The sequence below is a fragment of the Phenylobacterium sp. genome (assembly GCF_035944335.1).
Taxonomy (GTDB): Bacteria; Pseudomonadota; Alphaproteobacteria; order Caulobacterales; family Caulobacteraceae; genus Phenylobacterium.
The window spans coordinates 73,377-89,482 of sequence record NZ_DASZBG010000010.1; the positions used below are offsets into that span (position 1 = coordinate 73,377).

At 69.7% G+C, this 16,106-nt stretch carries 16 protein-coding genes; 13 read left to right on the forward strand and 3 right to left on the reverse strand.

Annotated features, from left to right (window positions below):
* Positions 1-8: 8 nt before the first annotated feature.
* The gene (locus VGT80_RS01760) at positions 9-794 is read right to left on the reverse strand and encodes an enoyl-CoA hydratase-related protein (protein ID WP_327452331.1); all 786 of its coding nucleotides are present in this window, start codon (positions 792-794) and stop codon (positions 9-11) included.
* Positions 795-906: 112 nt separating this feature from the next.
* Between VGT80_RS01760 and VGT80_RS01765 the strand changes: the two genes are divergently transcribed.
* Genes VGT80_RS01765 through VGT80_RS01785 form a run of 5 tightly spaced genes read left to right on the forward strand, consistent with a single transcriptional unit; the run spans position 907 to position 5,749 of the window.
* Positions 907-2,208: an FAS1-like dehydratase domain-containing protein gene (locus VGT80_RS01765; RefSeq protein WP_327452332.1), complete on the forward strand. Its 1,302-nt coding sequence runs from the start codon at positions 907-909 to the stop codon at positions 2,206-2,208.
* 10 nt (positions 2,209-2,218) lie between these two features.
* The gene (locus VGT80_RS01770; protein WP_327452333.1) at positions 2,219-3,226 is read left to right on the forward strand and encodes a nitronate monooxygenase; all 1,008 of its coding nucleotides are present in this window, start codon (positions 2,219-2,221) and stop codon (positions 3,224-3,226) included.
* A complete protein-coding gene (locus VGT80_RS01775) occupies positions 3,226-4,740 on the forward strand; it encodes a class I adenylate-forming enzyme family protein (protein WP_327452334.1) in 1,515 nt (504 codons plus the stop codon). The genes VGT80_RS01770 and VGT80_RS01775 overlap by 1 nt, the downstream gene beginning before the upstream one ends.
* Positions 4,741-4,769: 29 nt before the next feature.
* On the forward strand, positions 4,770-5,150 hold the full coding sequence (locus VGT80_RS01780) for a MerR family transcriptional regulator (RefSeq protein WP_327452335.1): 381 nt from the start codon (positions 4,770-4,772) through the stop codon (positions 5,148-5,150).
* Positions 5,151-5,188: 38 nt separating this feature from the next.
* Entirely contained in the window at positions 5,189-5,749 is a 561-nt protein-coding gene (locus VGT80_RS01785; protein WP_327452337.1) for a carboxymuconolactone decarboxylase family protein, read from the forward strand.
* Here VGT80_RS01785 and VGT80_RS01790 read toward each other — a convergent pair.
* Positions 5,746-6,306, reverse strand: a complete 561-nt coding sequence (locus VGT80_RS01790; RefSeq protein WP_327452339.1) for a nuclear transport factor 2 family protein — start codon at positions 6,304-6,306, stop codon at positions 5,746-5,748. The two genes, VGT80_RS01785 and VGT80_RS01790, sit on opposite strands and share 4 nt — an antisense overlap.
* 11 nt (positions 6,307-6,317) lie before the next feature.
* Positions 6,318-7,901 (reverse strand): GMC family oxidoreductase, encoded by a 1,584-nt coding sequence (locus VGT80_RS01795; protein WP_327452341.1) that lies wholly within the window; start codon positions 7,899-7,901, stop codon positions 6,318-6,320.
* A 122-nt stretch (positions 7,902-8,023) separates the two neighbouring features.
* Here VGT80_RS01795 and VGT80_RS01800 point away from each other — a divergent pair, with 122 nt between their 5' ends.
* The 8 genes from VGT80_RS01800 to VGT80_RS01835 all read left to right on the forward strand — a co-directional run bounded on the left by VGT80_RS01800 (position 8,024) and on the right by VGT80_RS01835 (position 15,992).
* The gene (locus VGT80_RS01800) at positions 8,024-8,653 is read left to right on the forward strand and encodes a helix-turn-helix domain-containing protein (RefSeq protein WP_327452343.1); all 630 of its coding nucleotides are present in this window, start codon (positions 8,024-8,026) and stop codon (positions 8,651-8,653) included.
* Between the two features lie 89 nt (positions 8,654-8,742).
* On the forward strand, positions 8,743-10,074 hold the full coding sequence (locus VGT80_RS01805; protein ID WP_327452345.1) for an aromatic ring-hydroxylating dioxygenase subunit alpha: 1,332 nt from the start codon (positions 8,743-8,745) through the stop codon (positions 10,072-10,074).
* 3 nt (positions 10,075-10,077) lie between these two features.
* A complete protein-coding gene (locus VGT80_RS01810; RefSeq protein ID WP_327452347.1) occupies positions 10,078-11,724 on the forward strand; it encodes an FAD-dependent oxidoreductase in 1,647 nt (548 codons plus the stop codon).
* Between the two features lie 14 nt (positions 11,725-11,738).
* Positions 11,739-12,728 carry a thiamine pyrophosphate-dependent dehydrogenase E1 component subunit alpha gene (locus VGT80_RS01815; protein WP_327452349.1) on the forward strand — a complete coding sequence of 330 codons (990 nt, stop codon included), beginning with the start codon at positions 11,739-11,741 and terminating at the stop codon, positions 12,726-12,728.
* On the forward strand, positions 12,725-13,735 hold the full coding sequence (locus VGT80_RS01820; RefSeq protein WP_327452351.1) for an alpha-ketoacid dehydrogenase subunit beta: 1,011 nt from the start codon (positions 12,725-12,727) through the stop codon (positions 13,733-13,735). Before VGT80_RS01815 ends, VGT80_RS01820 begins: the two co-directional genes overlap by 4 nt.
* Before the next feature lie 2 nt (positions 13,736-13,737).
* Positions 13,738-13,968 (forward strand): biotin/lipoyl-containing protein, encoded by a 231-nt coding sequence (locus VGT80_RS01825; protein WP_327452352.1) that lies wholly within the window; start codon positions 13,738-13,740, stop codon positions 13,966-13,968.
* Between the two features lie 4 nt (positions 13,969-13,972).
* Positions 13,973-14,758 (forward strand): SDR family NAD(P)-dependent oxidoreductase, encoded by a 786-nt coding sequence (locus VGT80_RS01830; RefSeq protein ID WP_327452353.1) that lies wholly within the window; start codon positions 13,973-13,975, stop codon positions 14,756-14,758.
* Between the two features lie 10 nt (positions 14,759-14,768).
* Positions 14,769-15,992, forward strand: coding sequence for a cytochrome P450 (locus tag VGT80_RS01835; protein WP_327452354.1), 1,224 nt, complete (start codon positions 14,769-14,771; stop codon positions 15,990-15,992).
* Positions 15,993-16,106 lie beyond the last annotated feature (114 nt).

The following is a 16,106-nucleotide window of genomic DNA, read 5'->3' on the forward strand; positions in this document are numbered from 1 at the left end:
CGGCGCGCTCAGGCGCCGGTGAAGCTGACCGGGGCTTTCGAGCCGAAGGCCTTGATGGCCGCGGCGTTGTCCTGGGTGCGGGATGTCCTCTGCACCGCCCGCGCCTCGGCCTCGAGATGGGCGTCGAAGCTGGACGTCGCGCTCTCCTGCATCAGCCGACGCATCTGGCCCAGCGCGACGGTCGGTCCGTCGGCGAAGCCCCTGGCCGCGGCCTGCGCAGCGACGTTGAACTCGGCCGCCGGGGCGACCTCGTTCACCAGGCCCCAGTCCAGCGCGCGGGCGGCCGGCAGGCGTTCGGCGCGCATTACCAGCTCGCGCGCCCGGGCGGGTCCCACCGCGCGCGGCAACAGCCACGTCAGCCCGCTGTCCGGGGCCGAGGCGAGGTTGCGGAATGGAACCAGGAAGTAGGCCGCATCCGAGGCGATGACATAGTCGGCGAGCAGGGCCAGGGCGACGCCGATCCCGACGCAAGGCCCGTTCACGGCGGCCACTACCGGGACCTCGACGTCGCGCAGCCGCCGGATCATCGGATGGAACACGCTTTCCACCGGGCTCGCCGGGCGTCGTTCGCCGGTGTCGCCGCGGCGGGCCAGGTTGGCCCCGGCGCAGAAGGCGCGGCCCTCTCCGGTCAGCATCAGGCAGCGTACCGCGCGACGCGGCTTGGCGACCTCGCGCAGCGCCGCCTGCACCCCCTCGACCATGGCCAGGGATAGGGCGTTCAGCCGCTCCGGGTCGGAGAGGGTCAGAGTGGCCAGCGACCCGTCCAGATCCAGCCGGACACCGTCAAAATCCAATGTTTCCAAGACTGTGACCTTTCCTCTCCCTGCGCCCGCACGTCGCGCTTGCATCCGTCAGTTGCATGTATATTATCTAACTAAGTTATACGAATAAACGGCGGAGGAAGCAATGACCCAGGACGCTGTCGCGGACGTCGTCAAGCAGGACTGGGAGAAGGCCACGGCCTATACGCTGAGCGACGAGGACATTGAGCGGGCGGGCCTGCTGCTGGGGGCCGACATCGCTGCGCGGGAGCGGGAGTACATCCAGACCGCCACCCCCGACAACATCCGCAACTTCGCGGTCGGCTGCGGCAACGACAATCCGCTCCACTGCGATCCCGAGTATGGCGAGACCACTCGCTGGGGTTCGGTCATCGCGCCTTCGATGATGGCCGGGGTGATCAACAAGCCGCTGCTCGGCGATCCGATGGATCCGGACCTGAAGGCGCGCACCAAAAGCCTGTTCCGCGGCATCCACGTCTTCGTCTCGGGCGGCGAGTGGACGTTCTACAATCCGGTCTATCCCGGCGACACGATCTACAGCTTCAAGGGCGAGGAGACCCTGCAGGTGAACCCTTCGGAGTTCGCCGGCCGCAATGTCGTCCAGGTGCGCCGCGATGTGAAGTTCAACCAGCGCGGCGAGGTGGTCGGCGTCTATCGGATCATCCGCATCCTGACCGAGCGCAAGACCGCCGCTGACAAGGGCAAGTACGCCCAGATCGAGCCCCAGACCTACACGGATGAAGACATCGCCGAGATCGACGCCATCTACGCCCAGGAGAGCGTGCGTGGCGCCGAGGCTCGCTACTTCGAAGACCTCCAGGTGGGCGACAGTCTCGGCAAAATGGCCAAGGGCCCGCTGACCGTCACCGACGTGGTCTGCTTTCATGCCGGAGGATACGGCTTCGTGCCCTACGCCCCCTGCGTCGGCCGACTCGCCTGGAAGAACCGGCAGCGGATCGCGCCCTTCTATGTGAAGAACGAGCACGGCGTCCCTGACGTCGCCCAGCGCCTGCACTGGGACCCGGCCTGGGCCCAGGCGATCGGCAATCCCATGGCCTACGACTACGGGGTGATGCGGGAGAACTACGTCTTCCACTATCTGACCGACTGGTGCGGCGACGACGGTTGGGTGGTTCGCCAGAACGACCAGATCCGCAAGTTCAACTACATGGGCGACACCCAGGTGATCACCGGCGAGGTGGTGGCCAAACGCCAGGAGGGCGGCCGCAACCTGATCGACGTCATGGTGGCGATGACCAACCAGCGCGGCGAGCAGACGGTCAAGGCCGACGCCACCATCGCCCTGCCCAGCCGCGCCTCACCGATGGTGTTGCCGCCGGTCCCGATCGAACTGCAGGCTCGGGTCACCGAGATGTGGAAGCGCCACGGAGAGCTCCTGCGCGCCAAGCGCCATCGCGGAGCCTGAGACCGGTCCGATGCCGCTCGATCCCAAGCTGCGCGCGTCGCTGACGCTGCCCGCCATCTGCGCGCCGATGTTCCTCGTGACGGGACCGGCCCTGGTGCGCGAGGCCTGCAAGGCCGGCGTGATCGGCGGCCTGCCGCGGCAGAACGCCCGCAGCCTGGAGCGCTTCGAGGCGTGGCTGGCGGAGATCCGGGCCGACCTCGACCGCGCCCGCGGCGAGGACCCGGCTGCGCGCATCGCCCCGATCGCGGTCAACCTCGCCACCCGCATGCCGGCCGACGAACTGGCGCTGCACCTGGATGTCTGCCGCCGGTACGGGGTCGAGATCATCATCAGCGCCACCGGCGACCCCACCGAACTGATCGGCCGCGTCCACGACTGGGGCGGCCAGGTATTCCATGACGTCACCAACCTGCGCTTTGCGGAGAAGGCGATCGCGGCGGGCGCCGACGGCCTGACCTGCATTGGCGCGGGTGGCGGCGGCCATTCCGGGACCATCAGTCACCTAGCCCTGATCCCTCGCATCCGCGCGATCTTCGATGGGGTGATCGTGCTGGCGGGCGCGGTCTCCACCGGGGCCGCCATCCGCGCCGCCGAGGTGTTGGGCGCCGACCTCGCCTATCTCGGCACCCGCTTCATCGCCACCCGCGAATCCGACGCGCCCGAGGCCTACAAGGAGCTGCTGGTCAGCCAGGGCTCGGCCGGGCTGATGTACACCGGCAGGATCGCAGGCGTGCCCGCCAACTGGATGGCGGAATCCATGCGCCGGGTGGGCCTCGACCCCGACGCCCTGCCCGAGCCCGTCGGCAAGGGCATGCGCCACGACCATCTGCCCGACGGCGTCCGGCCTTGGGTCAACCTGTGGAGCGCCGGCCAGGGCATCGACCTGATCGAGGATGTGCCGACGGTGGCCGACCTCGTGCGACGCCTGCGAGGCGAGTACGTGGCGGCCTGCGAGACGGCCGACATGGCCGAGGCCGCCCGCTTGGTCGAATGGGTGCAGGACGAGGTGGGGGCCTGATGTCACGGCTAGCGGACCTCATCGAAGGAGTCCTGCGGGTCGACCCGCAGGCCAATGCCCTGGAACACGCCGGCCGCTGGCGCACCTGGGGCGAGCTCGACGGGGTCATCGGCGCCCTCGATGCCGCCCTGAACGAGGCGGGCCTGGGCGAGGGCGTCCGGGTCGCGGCCATGCTGCGCAACCATCCGCTGACGGCCGCAGCCCTGCTCGGCCTCGTCGCGAAGAACCGTTGCGTGGTCACCTTGAATCCCAGCCTGCCCGATGTCCGGCTGGCCGCCGACATCGAGGCCCTGAGGCCGCCGGTGGTGGTGGGGCTGGAGACGGACTGGGCCCGTGCCGAGGTGCGCGACGCAGCGCTGGCGACCGGCTGCCTTGGGCTGGTGCTGATCGATGATCCCGACGCACCAGTCCGCCCGGCGCCGGGACTTGAGACGGTGCGTGGCCAGGACCTCAACCGCGAGGCGCCGGGCGTCGCCATCGAAATGCTGACGAGCGGCACCACCGGCGCGCCCAAGCGCATTCCGCTGAAGACCGCCACCTTCGAGCAGGCGATTCTCGACGCGGGCGTTTTCGACGGTCGCAAGCCCGGCGACCCGCCGCGGTTGCGTCCGGGCGTGCAGATCCTGAACGCTCCCTTCGCCCACATCGGCGGCGTGTTCTCCCTGTTCAACTGCGTCTCCGCCGGCCGGCAGGGGTGCCTGCTCGACCGCTTCACGGTGGAGGGCTTCGTGGACGCCGTGCGCCGGCACCGGCCGAAGGTGGCGAGCGCGCCGCCCTCGGCGCTCCGGATGATCCTCGACGCCCAAGCGCCGAAGGAGGATCTGGCGAGCCTGGTGGCCTTCCGCGCGGGCACCGCGCCGCTCGACCCCGATCTCGCCGACGAGTTCTACGAGCGCTACGCGATCCCGGTGCTGCAGAACTACGGCGCGACGGAGTTCGCCGGCGGCGTCGCGGGCTGGACGCTGGCCGACTTTCGCGCCCACCCGAAGGACAAGCGGGGATCGGTGGGCCGGGTGATGCCCGGCATCTCGGCCCGCATCGTCGATCCCCAGAGTGGCGCCGCGCTGCCGTTTGGCCACGAGGGCCTGCTGGAGCTGAAGGCGCGCCATCTCGGCGACGGCAAGTCCTGGCTGCGCACGACGGACCTCGCCGTGCTCGACTCCGATAACTTCCTGTGGATCAAGGGGCGCTTCGACAACGCCATCATCCGCGGCGGCTTCAAGGTCCTGCCGGACGATGTGGTCCGCGTCCTGGAGCAGCATCCGGCCATCCGCGAGGCCGCGGTGGTGGCCCTGCCCGACGCGCGGCTCGGCCAGGTGCCGGCCGCCGCCTACACCATCCGGGGCGGCAGCGCCGCACCGGCGGTCGAAGAGATCCGCAGCTTCCTGCGCGAGCGGCTGCTGCCCTACCAGGTGCCGGTCCGGCTGCTGCAGGTGAGCGAGCTGCCAAGGACGCCGTCGCTGAAGGTCAGCCAACCCGATCTGAAGGCCCTGTTCGAGGCGGCCGCCTCATGACCCCGCCGCTCCAATCCCAAGGAGGAGAAATGTCTGCCAGCACGCTGCGTATCGGCCCAACCTACACACTGTCGGACCTCATCCGGGTCTATGGCGTCACCGCGCGGGCGCTGCGCTTCTACGAGGAGTGTGGCCTCATCACCGCCCGCCGCGACATGCGCAACAAGCGTTACTACGACGCGGCCGCGCGGCGCGATGTGGAGCTGATCGTACGGCTGCGCCGCCTGGGCGCGGGCCTGCCCGAGATCGGAGTCATCCTGGAAGCTCGTCGGAACGGCGAGGAGCCCCGGGAGAGGCAGATGATCGCCGGCTGCCTGGCCGCACTCAGGGCCGACATCGAGCACCGCCGCGCGGCCCTCGAAGCGGCCTACATCCAGTTCAACGCCGAGCCCCAGTGGCAAGCGGCCTGAGCCGTCCTTAAGATCACCGCCTGCGAAGGAGAGAGCCAATGGCGCGCGTGCCCCCGGCGGACCCCGCCACCTTCACCGGCTCGATCGCTGAGTCCTTCAAGGGCCCCGCCGGCCGCACCCAGGTGTTCGGATACCTGGCGCTGGCCCCCACTTGCATGCCGGCCTTCTCGCAGCTGACGCGGGCCCTGTTCACGAGCCTAGAGCTGCCCGAGATCGACCGCGAGCTGCTGGTGCTGGCCGTCGCCCACCTGCAGGGCGGTGAGTACGAATGGGTGCAGCACGTGGCGATCCTGGAGAGCATGGGCGCGCCGGCCGCCACCGTTGCGGCCATCGCGGCCGACGATTGGGAGAACCCAGTCTTTACCCCGGCGCAACGGGCCCTGCTGCGGTTCGGGCGCGAGAGCGTGCGCCATGTGCAGGTCGCCGACGCGGTCTTCGCCGAGGCCGCCCGCCACTACAGCCCACGGCAAATCGTCGAGGCGATCTACACGATCGGGGCCTACATGTTCATGGCGCGGCTGACCCAGGGGCTGCAGGTCGGCATCGACCCGCCGCAGGGGCCGAAGGTGCTCGCCGCCGCCAAGGCGGCGCAGGCCTAGAAGGCCGCGACGAACCCCACCCGCTCGGCCGCCACCGTGAGCGGCCGCTCGTAGGACGGATCGGTGCGGTCGCGCGCCGGCTTGCCGCCGCTGGTCATCAGGGCGGCAACTTCCGGAGGCAGCCAGGACCCGCCGGGCTTGCCGCCCCAGTCCGGCACGCACTTGCGCGCGGCGATCGCCCAGTGTCCATCGCGGCGCTCCAGCCGGTCGATGTAGCGGCCGCCGCCCAGGCTCAAGGGGTCGCCCTCGCGGTTCATGGAGGCGGCCATCCAGTAGGTCTCGGCGTGGGCCACATCGCCCGCCAACTCGCAGAGGTGGTTGGTGATGATGTGCTGGGTGGAGGTCTGCATCCGCCCTTGCAGGTCGAACACCCAGTCGGCGAATGCTTCCGGTCCGCCCACGAAGAGACCGTGGTCGTCCAGCGCGTCGGGGTGGTAGCAGGCGAGCAACAGGTCTCGGTCCATCCGGTCGACCGCGCGACAGTAGCGGGTCAGGCAGTCGCGGATCGCCTGGCGGTCTGCGAGCTCGCGTACAGTGGTTTCCAGGTCGGGGCTCACAGGTGTCTCCCTCAGGCGGCGATCAGATCGGCGGCGCGCCAGGCCATAGCCATGGCCGGCGCATTGGTGTTGCCCGAGACCAAGCTGGGCATGATCGAGATGTCGGCGACGCGCAGGCCCTCGACGCCGCGCACCTTCAGCTGCGGATCGACCACCGAGCGGGCGTCGGCGCCCATCCGGCAGGTGCCGGCGGCGTGGTAGCCGGCCGCGCCGATCCGGTGGAAGGCGTCGATGATCTCGTCGTCTCGCTGCAGGCCAGCGCCCGGCCAGGTTTCCTCGACCACGAAGGCCTTCAGCGCCGGCTGGGCGTAGAGCCTGCGGATCAGGCGCACGATGCCGATCGAGGTCAGCCGGTCGGCCTCTTCGGAAAGGTAGTTCGGGCTGATCGCCAGCGGCGCATCCGGGTCGGCCGCGGTGATCGCCACCTGGCCGCGGCTCTGCGGCCGCATGGGATAGCCGCCGCAGAGCGCGCCTTGCGCCCGCTCGATATTGAACCCAGGCACGGTGCGGTCCAGCGACATCGGCCCCATGCCGAGCTGGGCGTCAGGGCGCGCCAGTCCGGGGCGGGTCTTCACGAAGCCCCCGACTTCGAACGCGGCCGAGGCCAGGGCGCCCTGCCGCAGCAGGAAATAGTGCAGGGCGGTCGCCAGCAGCCTGGGGCCCGAGAAGGCCGCGTTCTGGCTGCCGCGGCGCACGCGGAATTGCAGGGCGAGCAACCGGTGCTCTCTTAGGTTCTCGCCGACGTCGGGCGCATCGGCCACGACCTCGATCCCGAGACCCTTCAGATGCGCCGCCGGGCCCACGCCCGAGAGCTGCAGGAGCTTCGGCGAATGCAGGGCGCCGGCGGCCATGATCACCTCGCGGCCGGCCCGCAGGCTCTGCTCGCCGCCCGCGGTGCGGACGCGCACACCCATGGCGCGGCGGCCGTCGAACTCGATCCGCAGCACCTCGGCCCCGGTCATGACCCGCAGGTTCCGCCGCCGCTCCGCTGGCCGCAGAAAGGCCGCCGCCGCGCTCTGCCGACGGCCGCGCCAGATGGTCCGTGGCTGGTAGCCGAAGGCCTCGCCGTCGCCGGCATTGAGGTCTCGGGCGATCGGCAGGCCGAGCTCGGCGGCGGCGTCCAACATGGCCTCGCACAGCGCCGGCCGGGTCGGATGCGGCGTCACCTTCAGCGGCCCGCCCACGCCACGCCCGCCGCCTTCGCCAAGCGCGTGGTCTTCAATGGCCTGGAAGCAGGGTGCGAGGTCGTTCCAACTCCAGCCCGCGCAGCCCTCGTCCGCCCAGGCGTCGTAGTCACCCGGCAGGCCCCGCACATAGACCATGCCGTTGACCGAGCTGGAGCCGCCCAGGGTCTTGCCGCGCACCCAGTATTCCGGGGTGTTGTGGCCGCCGGTCTTGGCGACCTGATAGGTCCAGACGTGCTTAGGGTCGGCCAGCAGGCGGGCGAAGCCCCGCGGCATGGCGATCAGCGGGCTGGCGTCGCCGCCCCCGGCCTCCAGCAGCAGCACGCGCGCCTTGGGGTCTGCCGACAGCCGGTTGGCGAGCACGCAGCCCGCCGATCCCGCGCCCACGATGATGTAATCATAGGAGTCCAAGGCGCGATTCCATTTGGCTCCGTTCACGTCTAGGTTCAGTTAACATAGTAAGCTAAGTTAGATCAATATTAGCGAGTGCAGAGAGATTGCAGGTGGGCGAGAGCTCGGTGACAAAGGCGGCCATGAACCAGCCACGGCTCAAACGGCGCCGCCGCGGCCATGCCGAGGTCCGCGCCCTGATCCTGCAGGCCGCGCGGGAGCTGTTCGCCGAGCGCGGCTACGCCAAGGCGACGACCCGCGACATCGCCAAGCGGGCGAAGGCCAGCGAGGTGCTGCTGTTCCGCTACTTCACCTCCAAGGCCCAGCTGTTCGAGCAGGCGATCTCGGAGCCGTTCGACGCCTTCATGCGGCGCATTATCGAGGAGCGGATCGCTGCCAATGCCAACGCCGACCCGGTGGACTTGGGTCGCGCCTATGTTGAGGCGCTCTACGGTCTGCTGCTGAACGAACGCCAGCTGATCCTGTCGCTGATCACCACTCGCGCCTACGAGAGCGGGGCGGGCGAGGGCGCCGACCGGCCGCGGGGCCTTCGCCACTACTTCGAGGAGGCCGAGGCCTCGCTGCGCTCGATGTACAAGCGGCGCGGCGTCACGCCCGAGGTCGATCCGGCGTTGGGCGGACGTTTGGCTTTCGCCTCCGTGGTCGCCGCGGCGCTGCTGCAGGACTGGCTGTTCGCGGAAGTCGAGGACCAGGCCGCGCTGCCGTCCGCCATCGCCCGTTTCGTGATGCATGGCCTCATCGGCCGCGAATAATCATCTAACTAAGTTGCCTCTTTCTTGACGGCTCTCTTCGGCGTAGTGTAGCATCTGCTATATAAGAAACGCCGGGAGGAGACCGACCGATGAACGCGCCATTCCCGGCCAGCGCCGGCGCCGAGTTCGTCCGCGACGACTACGTGCCGGCCGCCGACTACATCTCGCGCGAGTTCCTGGAGCTGGAGAAGGCGCGGCTCTGGCCGCGGGCCTGGCAGATGGCCTGCCGCGAGGAGGAAATTCCTAAGGTCGGCGACTACTACACCTACGACATCGCCGACGATTCCATCGTAGTGGTGCGCACAGCCCCGGATCAGATCCGCGCTTATCACAATGTCTGCCCGCACCGTGGCCGCCGGTTGACCGGCGGCTGCGGCCACACCGCCCGTTTCCACTGCCGCTTCCACGGCTGGCAGTGGGACCTCGCCGGGAACAACACCCTGGTGGTCGACCGCGACGACTGGGCGGGCGCCCTCTCGGACGAGGATGTGGCTCTGACGGCGGTTCGCGTCGAGACCTGGAGCGGCTGGGTCTACGTCAACATGGATCCCGACTGCGCGCCTCTGGCCGACTGGCTCGCGCCGGCCAAGGCGATGCTCGACCCCTTCGATCTGGGGGGCCTGCGCTACCAGTGGCGCAAGTCGACCATCCTGCCCTGCAACTGGAAGGTCGCGCTGGAGGCCTTCAACGAGGGCTACCACGTCCAGACCACCCACCGGCAGATGCTGGAGTACATGGACGACGTGACGGTGAGCCACGAGCACGGCCGCCACGCCATGTTCGCCTACTGGAAGGCCCTGCCGATCGGCTCCGGCTCGCGGCGCATCGGCGGCCCGCTGCGCGACGATATCCGCCCCGGCATCCTCGCCTACATGGAGGATATGGCCGCGACGCTGAACGCGGGCTCCTCGGTACGCGCCGTCCATGCCGCCCGGCGGGTGATGCAGGAGGTGCCGGAGGGCAAGACGCCGGTCGAGGTGCTGACCGCCTTCGCCGGCTTCATCCGCGAGGACGCCGAGCGCTCGGGGGCGGGCTTCCCGCCGATCACCCCGCAGGAGATCTACGCCGCGGGCATCGACTGGCACCTGTTCCCCAACCAGATCATGCTGCAGAGCCCGACCGGCCTCCTGGGCTACCGCGCCCGGCCGAACGGTGACGATCCCGACAGCTGCATCTGGGATGTCTATTCCCTGCAGCGTTATCCGCCAGGCGAGGCGCCGGCGGTCGAGCAGCAGTGGAGTCAGGACCACGCCGACGAGGGCTTCTGGGGCCGCATCCTCTGCCAGGACTATCAGAACATGGGCGACATCCAGCGCGGGATGAAATCGCGCGGCTTCGCCGGCTCGCGTCCCAATCCGGTGCAGGAGCGGGCGGTCTCGAACTTCCACCGCGCCCTGCACGACTTCCTGGCGGAGGCCTGAGCCATGGCGCGGTGGGACGAGAGCGCGGACTTTGTCGTGGTGGGCTCCGGCGGCGGCTCGATGTGCGCGGGCCTAGTGCTGCGTGACCTCGGCAGGTCGGTGGTGGTGCTGGAAAAGACCGACAAGGTCGGCGGCTCGACCGCGATGTCCGGCGGCGTGCTGTGGGTGCCCAACCACCCGCTGCAGGCGCGTGACGGCGTCGAGGATTCCTACGAGCAGGGCCTGGCCTACCTCAACGCCGCAGTCGGCGAGGCGGGGCCCGGCTCGTCGCCGGAGCGCAAGGATGCCTTCCTGCGCGTAGGTCCGCAGGTGGTCTCCTATCTGGAGGGCAAGGGCCTGCCGTTCCGTCGCTGCGAGGGTTGGTCCGACTATTACGACGAGCTGCCCGGCGGCTGTCCGCGCAGCCGCTCGCTGGCCATGGAGCTGTTCGACGCCGGCGAGCTCGGCGAGTGGAACGCCAAGCTGCGCCGTGGGCCCTACGACATCCCGCTGCGCTGGCCGGAGAGCCGGTGGACCATGCTGATGAAGCGCTCGCCGCGCGGCTTCCTGGCCGCCATGCGGCTGGCGCTGCGGATGGCCGGCATGAAGGCCACCGGCAAGCAGTTGGTGGGGATGGGCGCGGCGATCCAGGGCCGCATGCTGCAGGCCGCGCTTCGCGCCGAGGTCGACATCCGGCTAGAGACTCCGGTCGAGGAGCTCGTCGAAGAAGACGGCCGCATCACAGGCGTGGTCGCTCGCATAGACGGCAAGCGCCGCCGGATCGAGGCGCGCGACGGGGTGCTGATCAACGCCGGCGGCTTCGCCCGCAACGCCGAGATGCGCAAGGCCTATGGCCCGCAGCCCGCATCGACCGACTGGACCAACGCCAATCCCGGCGACACCGGCGAGGCGATCCGCTTCGCCATGGACCATGGCGCAGCCGTGGACCACATGGACCAGGCCGTCTGGCTGGTCACCTCGATCACGCCGCAGGGCTTCCGCGCCTTCCACGTGCTCGACCTCGCCAAGCCGCACCTGATCATGGTCGACAAGGACGCCGAGCGGTTCACCAACGAGTCTGCCTCCTACATGGAGAACGGCCAGCGGATGTACGCCCGCGGCGCGGTGCCGGCCTGGGTGATCATGGAAAGCCGCCACCGGGACCGCTATCCCTGGGCCGGCGCCCTGGGCGGCAAGACGCCGGAGGCTTGGTTCGAGGCCGGCTACATGAAGCGGGCCGACACCATCGAAGGCCTGGCGGCCGAATGCGGGCTCAATCCGCAGTCGCTGCGCTACACGGTCGATCGCTTCAACAGCTTCGCCCGCGCCGGCAAGGACAAGGACTTCCGCCGCGGCGACCGCGCCTACGACCGGGTGTTCGGCGACCCCACCGTGAAGCCCAATCCGTGCCTCGGCGCCATCGAGCGCGGCCCCTTCTATGCGGTGCAGGTCTATCCGGGCGACGTCGGCACCTTCGGCGGCCTGGTCACCGACGAGCACGCCCGCGTGCTGCGGCAGGACGGCTCGGCCATCGAGGGCCTCTACGCCACCGGCAATTCCACGGCGTCGGTGATGGGCCGCACCTATCCCGGGGCCGGCGCCAGCATCGCCGCTTCCTTCGTCTTCGGCTACATCGCGGCCCGCCATGCGGCGGGCGCCGCGCTCAACTGAGGGGACCTGAACCCATGGCCAAGCCCGCAGACGCGGCCCCGGACCGCGACACCCTTCTGGAGATCTATCGCCGCACGGTGCTGATCAACCGCACCGACGAGCGGTTCCGCGCCCTGATCAAGAGCGGCCAGCTGGCGATCGCCTACTATTCGCCGCGCGGCCAGGAGGTGCTCTCGGCCGCCTTGATGACGGCGCTCCGCCCGGACGACTATCTGGTGACCACCTATCGCGGCGTCCACGACCAGCTCGCCAAGGGCGTCCCGGTGCGGGAGCTCTGGGCCGAGTACGCCGGCCGCGCCACCGGGACCTGCAAGGGCAAGGGCGGCCCCATGCACATCACCCATCCCAAGACTGGCGTCATGGTGACGACCGGCATCGTGGGCTCCGGCCTGCCGATCGCCAACGGCCTGGCGCTGTCCTCGCAGGTGCGCGGCGACGGGCGGGTGACGGTCTGCTGTTTCGGCGACGGAGCCAGCAACATCGGCGCCTTCCACGAAAGCCTCAACATGGCCTCGGTCTGGAAACTGCCGGTGATCTTCGTGTGCCAGAACAATGGCTATGCGGAATCCACCCGCTATGCCGACGGCACCTCCGCCGCGACCATCGCCGACCGCGGGGTGAGCTACGCGATGCGGGCCGTCACCGTCGACGGCAACGACCCCGCCCTGATGCACGCGGCCGCCCGCGAGGCGGTGGCGCTGGCCCGGGCCGGCGAGGGGCCCACCCTCATCGAAGCCAAGACCTTCCGCTTCATGGGCCACTACTTCGGCGATCCCTCCGCCTACATCCCGAAGGCCGAGATGGAGGCCGCCGTCGCGGCCGACCCGGTGCCGGCGTTCCGCGCCAGGCTCATCGAACTGCAGGTTTCGGAGACGCAGCTGGCGGCGATGGAAGCCGCGATCGAGGCGGAGCTCGAGGCAGCCGTCGCCTACGCGCTGGAAAGTCCCTTCCCCGACGCCGCGGAGATCCGCCGCGACGTCTTCAAGGCGGAGCTCGCCGCATGAACGCCCCCGTGAACCCGGCCGTGCTGATCGAGAAGATCACCTTCGCCCAGGCCATCAACATGGCGCTCGACGAGGCCATGGCCGCCGATCCGGAGGTGCTGTTGTTCGGCGAGGATGTGGCCGACCGCGAGGGCGGAGGGGTGTTCAACGCCAGCAAGGGGCTGTCCACCAAGTATGGCGCGGCCCGCGTGCGCTCCACGCCCATCTCCGAGCAGGCGATCATCGGCGCGGCGGTCGGCGCCGCGCTGGCCGGTATGCGGCCGGTAGCCGAAATCATGCTGATGAACTTCACCACCGTGGCGATGGATCAGATCGTCAACCACGCCGCCAAGATCCGCTTCATGTCCGGCGGTCAGACGGCCGTGCCCCTGACCATCCGCACGGCGACCGGGGCGGGCACCGGCAACGGCGGCCAGCACTCCGACATGCTGGAGGCCTGGTTCGCCCACACCGCCGGCCTGAAGGTGGTGACTGCCTCCAATCCCGCCGACGCCAAGGCGCTCTTGATGGCCTGCATCGAGGACGACGACCCCTGCCTGTTCATCGAGAACATCCCCAGCTACCGCGCCCAGGGGCCGGCGCCGGAGCCCGGCTATCGGGCGAAACTCGGCGAGGCCAAGATCGCCCGCGCCGGCGACGACGTGACGGTGATCACCTACGGCCGGCCGATGAACGAGGTCTCCGCGGTGGCCGAGAAGCTGGCCGGGGAGGGGATCTCCGTCGAGGTTATCGACCTGCGCACCATCGCCCCCTTCGACGAGACGACGGTGCTGAACTCCGTCGGCCGCACCAAGCGCGCCGTCGTCGTGCACGAGGCGGTCAAGAACTTCGGGGTCGGCGCCGAGGTCTCCTCGCGCATCCACGAAGAGCTGTTCGGCGACCTGAAGAGCGCGGTGCGCCGGGTGGGCTCACGCTTTGCGCCGGTGCCGTTCTCGCCCGCCCTCGAAAAGGCGTTCATCTACCAGGCCGACGAGATCGAAGCCGCCATCCGAGCCACGCTGGACTGACCATGAGCACCGAACTGCGCATCCCTAAGCTCGGCATGAGCATGACCGAGGCCACACTTACCGAATGGTTGGCCGCCGACGGCGCCCAGGTTTCCTCCGGCGCTCTGGTCTACGCCATCGAGACCGACAAGACCGTCACCGAGATCGAGGCGCCGGTGGGCGGGGTGCTGCGCATCTCTGCCGAGCCCGGCGAAATCTATCCGGTCGGCGAGCTGGTCGGGACCATCGAGTAGGGCCATGGCCGAGGATCCCCACGCCGAAGCGCTTTCCCCCTTCGCGCTCGACGGCAAGACGGCCATCGTGACGGGCGCCGGTTCCGGGGTCGGCAAGGCCACCGCCCGCCTGTTCGCCGCGGCGGGCGCCCAGGTGGTGCTGGCCGACATCAACCTGCCGGCGGCCGAGGCCGTGGCGCAGGAGCTCGCGGGCGCGCTGGCGGTCCACGTCGATATCGCCGACGAGGCCTCGGTGAAGGCCATGTTCGCCGCGGCGCTGGAGGCGTTCGGGAAACTGGACGTACTGGTCAACAACGCCGCGTTCCGCCCCAAGGCCGACTTCATGGAGATGAGCGTCGAGCAGTGGGATCACATGCACGCGGTCAACACCCGCGGCGCCTTCCTCTGCACCCGAGAGGCGGTGCGCGCCATGCGCACCTCCGGCGGCGGCTCGATCGTCAACGTCTCCTCGGTCAGCGCCCAGCGGCCGACCGTGTTCGCCAACACCCACTACGATTCCTCCAAGGCCGGCGTCGACGCCATCACGCGGGCCTGCGCGGTGGAGTTCGCCGGCGATGGCGTCCGCGTGAACTCGGTGCTGCCGGGCGGGGTCGACACCGAGGGCGGCGCCGCGATCCGGGCGTCAGGACTGGTCGTGAAGGGGCCCATCACCATGCCGGGCCGCGTCGTCCTCGGGCGCATCGCCCAGCCCATCGAACTCGCCCGCGCGATCCTGTTCCTGGCGAGCGATGCCTCCAGCTTCATCACGGGTCACGAACTGGTCGTCGACGGCGGCTACTCCGTCGGCTGAGGAGATCCGCATGTCACAGGCCGCTGTTCTGGAGCCCGCCGCGCGTCCCGCGCACATCCCGGCCGAGCTGGTCCGCGACGTCGACTTCTTCCACCTGATCGAGGGCGAGGAGGACGCGCAGGAGGCCTGGCTGCGGCTGCGCGATCGTGGGCCGCCGATCTTCTGGACGCCGCGCAACGGCGGTCACTGGATCGTCACACGCGCGGCCGACATCGAAGTGGTCCAGCTGGACCACACCCGCTTCTCCCACCGCAACATCCTGCTGCCGCCGCAGCCGCACATGTTCCCGACCATGTTGACCATGGACCCACCGGAGCACACGCCGTACCGGCGCCTGATCACGCCGGCCTTCCTGCCCAAGGTGGTCAACCTGCTCGAGGAACGCGTGCGTCAGGTGGCGCGGAACCGGGTCCGCGACCTCGCGCCCGCGGGCGTCTGCGAGTTCGTCGCCGACTTCGCTCGGGTGCTGCCGATCGTGGTCTTCCTGGAGCTGGTGGATCTGCCGCAGTCCGACGCCGAGACCCTGCTGCCGTGGGCCGAACAGATGGTTCGCGGCCCCTCCGTCGAGGGCCGGGCCGAAGCCCAGCGGAACATGGCGGGCTATCTCGCCAAATGGATCGACGCGCGCACCGTGGCGCCGGGCGAGGACCTGATCAGCCAGGTGATCGCCGGCCGGATCGGCGAGCGGCCGGCGACGCGGGAGGAGATCTTCGGCGCCTGCATGCTGTTGTTGTTCGGTGGCCTCGACACGGTGGCCTCCATGCTGGGCTTCGCCGCCCGGTTCCTGGCGATGCATCCGGCGCACCGACGGCGGCTCGTCGCCGAGCCCGAGCTGATCCCGCACGCCGCCGAAGAAATCATCCGCCGCCACGGCCTCTCCAATACCGGTCGCCAGATCGTCGGCGACTTCGTCTTCCAAGGCGTGCGGTTCCGGGACGGCGACCTGGTGCAGGTCCCAAACTGCCTCCATGGCCTCGACGAAGCCGTGAACGCCGATCCGCTTTCCGTCGACTTCGATCGCGAGCGGCCGATCCGCCATGCCGTCTTTGGGGCGGGCCCGCACACCTGTCCGGGTTCGGTCCTGGCCCGGCGCGAACTCAGGGTGTTCCTCGAGGAATGGCTGGCGGTGATCCCGGAGTTCGGGATCGAGCCCGGGACCCGGCCTCGCATCGCCACCGGCATGGTCAATGGCGTGACCGAGCTGCGCCTCGTCTGGACGCCGCCCGCGGCCTGAGCCGCCGACCGTTTCCGCGAAGAAAAAGGCCGCCCCTCACGGCGCGGCCTCTGTAAGCTGAAAAAAGGAGGCCGCTCCTTTCGGGAGCGGCCTCAGGCGACAGCCGGTGGGAGG